Genomic DNA, 6588 nt, shown 5'->3' with positions numbered 1-6588 from the left:
GAGATCACGGCATAAGCCGTAAAGCCATTGCGCAGGGAAGGCCGGGTGTTCACCGCTGCCCTGTATGCTCGTGTGCACTTTGTTTTGTGCAAACCGCACGCGAGACCGCGGGTGCAGCGCGCACCCGGTCTTCCCTGCGCCCTCTCATTTGGGGAGGGCGGGAAGTTTCTGGCAAAGCTCGGGCGCAATGCGTCGCGAGATCGCAAACTCATATTCAGTGTCATCGTCCGCGAAGGCGGACGATCCAGTATTCCAGAGAAGCCGATGATAGAACCGAGAAGCCGCGGCGTACTGGATCCCCCGCTTTCGCGGAGGATGACAGCTTTCATCGGGGCGCGATGCGCCAACGCTCACGAACGAAGTTCACTCCGCCGGCGCCTCGCCACCGGCCTGGCTTTGCCCGCGGCTCGCCAAGAATCCCAGCGCCAGTCCGCCGACCGCCAAAATCGGAATCAACTTCTTGATGCCGATCGCGCGCACCACCTGGATGCCGGCCGCGACCAGCATCGGATCGGCCAGCATGGTTTGAGCGGCGGATTTTGTCGTCTCCTTGACGCGCGTCTCGATCTGTTTCTTGCGCACCATGTAGGAGATCGCCGCGATCATCGTCACCACGAAGAAGATGCCGGCGCCGGTCAGGCAAGCATAAACGGGGCCGTACTTCTCCAGCACGAAGATGAAGGCGGCCGCGCACAGAAACGATGTGGTGACGAGCAAAGCAACTGCGGCTGCTGCCGCGAGCGAGGTCAGCCGGAGCGCAGTGCCGGTCGAATCCTTGAAGTCATCGATCAGTCGCTGAAACATGGGCCCGCCTCGATCTGAAAAGAACATCAATAAAAGAAACGACCTCGCGCCAGCGCCGCGATCGGGAGATGAGGGCTGGCTTTCCGGCGCGGGTCATCATTGCCATCATCGCCGATTATCGGCGCCACATTGCGCCGAGCAGGAAGCCCACGCCCAGCGCAAGGCCTACCGTTGCCAGCGGCCGCTGCGTGATGACGTCTTCCAGCGATTCCTCGATCGAGGAGGCCGCATCCTGAGCCGCGTCCATCATGGCGCTGCCGCGCTCGGACATGTCGTCCACCGCCTGCTCCGCATTGGCGCGCGCCTGCTTGTAGCCGCGGCGGGCCTGCTTGCCCGCGGTGCCGGCAAAACTGTTGAGCGCATCGGTGATCTGGTCGGTGAGGGCTGCGATATCGTTTTTCACGGCGGTTACATCCTTTTCCAGGCGTTCGTAGGTCGCTTTATCCGTCAGGTTCTTTGCGGCGTCGCCATTCGTCATCGACATCAAAAGCTCCCGGGTACTAAATTTGCGTACCGAGGAAACGCCTGCCTGAAGCGGAAGTTCCTGCTGCGAAACCCTTTGATTCTAGGGCAACTGCGGCGAATTGACCGGCATCAGATGCTCCTTGAGGATCAGCGCGACGATCAGGATCGGCGACGCCAGGAACGCGCCCATCGGTCCCCACAGCCAGGTCCAGAATGCCAGCGCGATGAACACCGCCAGCGCGTTGAGCTCGAGCCTGCGGCCGACGATCGTCGGCGTGACGAAATGGCCCTCGAGGAAGGTCATCGCGGCAAACAGCAGCGGCGCGAGCAGCCCCGCGCTGATCGTCGGGAAGGCGACAAGGCCGACCACGATCAGCACGACGAACATCGCGACCGGTCCGATGATCGGAATGAAGTTCAGGGTCGCGGCCAGCGCACCGAGGCCGGCCGGATTAGGCATGCCCGTGACCGCGCATATGATGCCGGTTGCGATGCCGACGCCGACATTGATCATCGTCACCATCAGCAGATAGCTGCCCAGATGCTCCTCGATCTCATTGAGGATCCGCAGCGTTCGCAACCGCACCGGCCGGTCGCCGAAATTCATCACCATTGCCCGGCGCAGGTCCTTCCAGCTCGCGATGAACAGGATCAGGGTGGCGACGAACAGCAGGAACTCGGCGAGGGTCGGCGACAGGAATTCAAGCGTCGGCTGCACCCATTCGAATTTCGGCATGTGGAAGGTCGCCAGCGTGTCGGAGCTGCCGAGCATGCCTTGCAGCTGCTGCCACAGCGCCAGCGGCCTGTCGAAGACGTGCATTTTTTCCTTCAGCTGCGCCCCCAGTTCCGGAAGCTTGTTGCTCCATTCCATTACCGGCGATGCAATCAGGCCGACCATGAAGGCTGCGCCGGTGACGACGGCGGCCACGATCAGGACGGCGCCCAGCGCACGGGGAATACGATAGCGCTCGAGGAAGCTCGCCGCCGGCGACAGCATCGTGCCGACGATGAATGCCATCGTGATCGGCAGGAAGAACGCTTTCGCGGCGTAGAGCACGGCGACGATGCAGATGATCAGCAGCGATACCAGCGAAAAGGCGACGATTTCAGCGCGGCTGATCAGCGGAGGCAATTCGACATTACTGTCGGGCAGCGGTTTGCCTTCCGGCGCATTGGCTTTCTGGCGGTCGCCCGGCGAAGTCCTTTGGTCAGAGGCCCTGTGGTCGGAGGACTTGTTGTCAGAAGGCTTGCGGTCGGATGGCTTGCGTTCGGTTGTCTTGTGCTCGCCTTGCGCCGGCTTTCGTTCCGACGGCTTGTTTTCATCGGACGGTGCCTTGGACGGTGCCTTGCGATCTTCAGGCGCCCTGCGTTCTTCAGGCAAAGGCTTGGGGGGCAATACGCGCACAACGGTTCTCCCCCGCGCGAGGCGGTGTTCACATGGCAGCCGCGACGTCGCCCCGCGAACCGTTCTCAACCGCCCTAACGAGCGCCGGGAGCAGAAGTTCCATCGCGGACGCGTGAGCACGGGCGCGCTTGACAGCAGGCCTGTCAACGTGAGTCGCAGGGAACTGCACAGCCCCGGTCGCGTTGCCAATTCAGAGCATCACACGATGCGTATCCAACCGGGGCAGTCCCATGACACAGTCCTCTCATCGCCGGCGTCAGTCGCGCGTAACCCACGCGCTCGTCTTCATCAGCACCATGCTGCTGGCCCCCTCGGTATTTTCCAGCGCGGCGAGCGCACAGCTGCTGGGTTACGCGTCCACCCAGCCAAACTCGTTTCCCTCCGATGAGATGATGGTTGAGCCGGTAACGCCCGACGCGGGCGTCGTGCCGGAGCGGCTGCGCCGTGCCGTCGTCGCTTTCAACACGTCGGAGGCGCCCGGCACCATCGTGATCGATACCGGCAACACCGCGCTGTATTACGTGCTCGGTCAGGGCCGCGCCGTTCGCTACGGCGTCGGTGTCGGCCGCGAAGGCTTTACCTGGTCCGGCGTACAGACCATCAGCCGCAAGGCGGAGTGGCCGGATTGGCATCCGCCGGCCGAGATGATCGCGCGCCAGCCCTATCTGCCGCGCTTCATGGCCGGAGGCCCCGGCAATCCGCTCGGCGCCCGGGCGATGTATCTCGGCTCCAGCCAGTACCGCATCCACGGCACCAACGATCCCTCGACGATCGGCAAGTTCGTTTCCTCAGGCTGCATCCGCCTGACCAATGAGGACGTCAGCGATCTCTTCAGCCGGGTCGACGTCGGCACCAGGGTCGTGGTGCTGCCGAAGAATGCGCCGCGCATGGAAACGCGCACCACCATCAGCGTGCGGCCGGCGCGTCCGGCGGTGACGCCGCCGCCGTCGGGGCGGCAGGCAATGAATTTGACGGCGTCGCAGCTCAACTGAGCGGCCGAACGTAACGGGAGACGCGAATGGCCGTGAGTAGAATGGCAATCCTGGGCGCGGCGGCTTTGGCAGGCGCTGCCGCGCTGGCGCCTGCGGCGCAGGCCCAGGACTTCTTCTCGGCCCTGTTCGGCGGCATGGGCCGGGCGAGGGACCCCCATATTTCGTTGCCGTTTGTGAACGACGGCGGACCGATGCCCCTTCAGCGCGGCGAGACGCGGCGTTATGGCGGCGGCGGTCAGGCGTTTTGCGTGCGTACCTGCGACGGGCGCTATTTCCCCGTGACGGCCTCCGACAATGCCAGCCGTGTGGCGTCCTGCGACAGCTTCTGCCCGGCCAGCGAGACCAAAGTGTTCTACGGCAGCAACATCGACAACGCCGCCGCCGAGAACGGAAAGCCCTATTCGGAACTGCCGAACGCGTTCCGCTATCGCAATGAGCTGGTGGCCGGGTGCACTTGCAACGGCAAGGATCAGACCGGGCTCGCGCCGGTCAAGATCGAGGCCGATCCGACCTTGCGCAAGGGCGACATCGTCGCCGGCGAAAACGGTTTGCTGGTGGCCGGCCGCAGCGCCGACAAGCGCGGCGCCGAGCTGAACTTCTCACCCGCCTCCGACAAGCTGCGCGCGAAGTATGAACGCGTGCCGGTAGTGGCGCGGGAGTGATGGCAGGGAATTACATTTTGGGGCGTGATATTTCAACGTCCGTCATGGCCGGGCTTGACCCGGCCATCCACGTCTTTGGTGTGGGTGGAAAAGTAAGTAGTGGATGCCCGGCACAAGGCCGGGCATGACGAGATCGTGGAGATGACTACGCCGCGCGGATCTTGCCGAGGAACTGAGTGACCTGAGTACCCAATTGCTTGCTCTGCGTTTCCAGCGTCTCGGAGGCGTGCTTGACGTCGTCGGCGGCGGCTGCTGCCGCATCGGCGTCGGTCTTCACGCCCGAGATGTTGTCGGAGACGTTCTTGGTGCCCTGGGCGGCGAATTGCGTGCTGCGCGTGATCTCCTGCGTCGCGGCGCCCTGTTCCTGCACGGCGGCCGCAATCGCGGTGGCGACCTCGTTGACCTCGCCGATGATGCCGCCGATGCCCTTGATGGCCTCGATGGCCTCATTCGCGACTTTCTGAATGTCGGAGATCTGCTCCGAGATTTCCTCGGTCGCCTTCGCGGTCTGGCTTGCCAGCGATTTGACTTCGGAAGCCACCACCGCAAAGCCGCGGCCGGCTTCACCGGCGCGGGCGGCCTCGATGGTCGCGTTCAGCGCCAGCAAATTGGTCTGGGCGGCGATCGAGTTGATCAGCCCGACGACTTCGCCGATCCGGCCTGCCGATGTGGCAAGGCCCTGCACGGTGCCGTCGGTCTCACGCGCCTGGCTCACCGCGCGGCTGGCAATGCCGGCAGCGTGTGCCGCCTGCTGGCTGATGTCGTTTATCGAGGCGCTCAATTCTTCCGACGCGGCCGCGACCGTCTCGACGCTCATCGAGGCTTCGCTGGAGGCCTTTTCGGCCACCTCAACCCGCGCGTTGGTCTGGCGGGAAACCGCGGACAGGCCGTCCGAGGTGGTCCGCATCTGACCGGACGCGTCGCCCAGCTGGTCGAGCGTCTGGCGAACCATGCTCTCGAATTCGCCGACATAGCTTTCGATCGCCTGCTGGCGCGCGGTAGCGCCGGCATTGCGTTCGCGCTCCTGCGCCTCGATCCGGACCTTGTCTTCGGCCTGCTGCTTGAACGTCTCCAGCGCACCGGCGAGCGCACCGATTTCGTCCTTGCGCACCGCATAGCCGGTGTCGACCGTCAGGTCGCCGGCGGCAACCTTCAGCATGGCGTCGCGCATATTGTGCAGCGGCTTGATGACGCGGCGGGTGACGAGAATCAACGCACCGCACGTCAACATCAACGCGCCGACCAGCAGCACCAGTTGCACCACCAGCGCGCGCCGGGCCGAGGAATACTGCATCACGGTATGGTCCCGGGCAGCGTCGAGCGCCGTTTCGGCGACCTTGACCGCGCTGCCGAGGCGCCCGACCGTAATCGGCGTCCACTGGTTTGCGGTCAGTTCGGGCTGCCCGCCGGCGACCATCGTCGTCATCAGGCGATCGCGCAAAGTGATGTAGTCCGGTTCGAAATAGGCGGTCTTGGTCGCGGCTATCGCGGCGACGAGCGCCGGCGGCAACTGCATTCCCGAGGCGGTCAGTTCCAGCGCGTTCCATGCGGCGTCGATGCCGCCAGAAAATTTCAGATATTTGAGCTGTGTTTCCGGCGCCGCCTTTCCTGCGGAGAGCCCGTTGGAAACCAGCAGCGATGCTTCGCCCGCGGTGTTGCGGAGCAGCCAGGCGACCTGCTTGATCGCCAGCAATTGGTCGATCATCGGGTCCTGATGGTTGACCACGGTGGAAAGCGCTGCGGACAATTTGTCGAGCGTCTCCAGCAGCGCGGTCGCGGTCTCCATGTATTCCTTGCCTTGCGTCGGACGGCGGGAGGCCTTCGGCTTGTTCACCTCGTCCCAGAATTCCTTCTGCTGCGTGCTCAGCTTCTTGAACAGACGATCGAGCTCAGGCACCAGTGTCTGGGCTTGCGCGAATTCGATGGACGGGAGCAGCGTCAGCGCGTTGCTCAAGGCGGGCATCTGCGTATCGCGGATGTTGCGCAGATATTTTTCGATATCGCTGTCCATCGGCGCATCGGCATTCAACAGCCGGTTGGTCGTGGAGCGGTCGGTGCGCAGATTATGCATCGCCTTGAACATATTGGCGGATGCGTCGGTGACCACCGAGATGCGGTTTGCCACCTGCAGGCGGCCCCAGGCATCCCAGGCGTTGAGCGAGAATCCCACCACGATGCAGAAGGCGGTGGCGAGGATGACGGTTTTCAGCAGCGTGGATACGGTCAGACGGTTCAACATGATGCTCCCCCAAAGCCGCGG

General features: G+C 63.8%; 6 protein-coding genes. 2 read left to right on the top strand and 4 right to left on the bottom strand.

Features of this window, described 5'->3' with window-relative positions; translation table 11 throughout:
• Positions 1-363 precede the first annotated feature (363 nt).
• From JQ600_RS11255 to JQ600_RS11245, 3 genes are all read right to left on the bottom strand, one after another.
• Complete coding sequence (locus tag JQ600_RS11255) at positions 364-804, bottom strand: hypothetical protein (protein ID WP_192737181.1); 441 nt, start codon at positions 802-804, stop codon at positions 364-366.
• A 115-nt stretch (positions 805-919) separates the two neighbouring features.
• Positions 920-1288 (bottom strand): YqjD family protein, encoded by a 369-nt coding sequence (locus JQ600_RS11250; RefSeq protein WP_212270112.1) that lies wholly within the window; start codon positions 1286-1288, stop codon positions 920-922.
• An 81-nt stretch (positions 1289-1369) separates the two neighbouring features.
• Positions 1370-2422, bottom strand: coding sequence for an AI-2E family transporter (locus tag JQ600_RS11245; RefSeq protein ID WP_212391980.1), 1053 nt, complete (start codon positions 2420-2422; stop codon positions 1370-1372).
• A 482-nt stretch (positions 2423-2904) separates the two neighbouring features.
• Here JQ600_RS11245 and JQ600_RS11240 point away from each other — a divergent pair, with 482 nt between their 5' ends.
• A complete protein-coding gene (locus JQ600_RS11240) occupies positions 2905-3666 on the top strand; it encodes a L,D-transpeptidase (protein WP_212391943.1) in 762 nt (253 codons plus the stop codon).
• Between the two features lie 26 nt (positions 3667-3692).
• Positions 3693-4328, top strand: coding sequence for a DUF2865 domain-containing protein (locus JQ600_RS11235; RefSeq protein ID WP_212391945.1), 636 nt, complete (start codon positions 3693-3695; stop codon positions 4326-4328).
• 145 nt (positions 4329-4473) lie between these two features.
• Here JQ600_RS11235 and JQ600_RS11230 read toward each other — a convergent pair whose 3' ends face one another.
• Entirely contained in the window at positions 4474-6567 is a 2094-nt protein-coding gene (locus tag JQ600_RS11230) for a methyl-accepting chemotaxis protein (protein WP_212391947.1), read from the bottom strand.
• Positions 6568-6588 lie beyond the last annotated feature (21 nt).

Source organism: Bradyrhizobium sp. AUGA SZCCT0176 (assembly GCF_018130145.1).
GTDB lineage: Bacteria > Pseudomonadota > Alphaproteobacteria > Rhizobiales > Xanthobacteraceae > Bradyrhizobium.
This window is presented reverse-complemented; position numbering and strand designations above follow the sequence as displayed.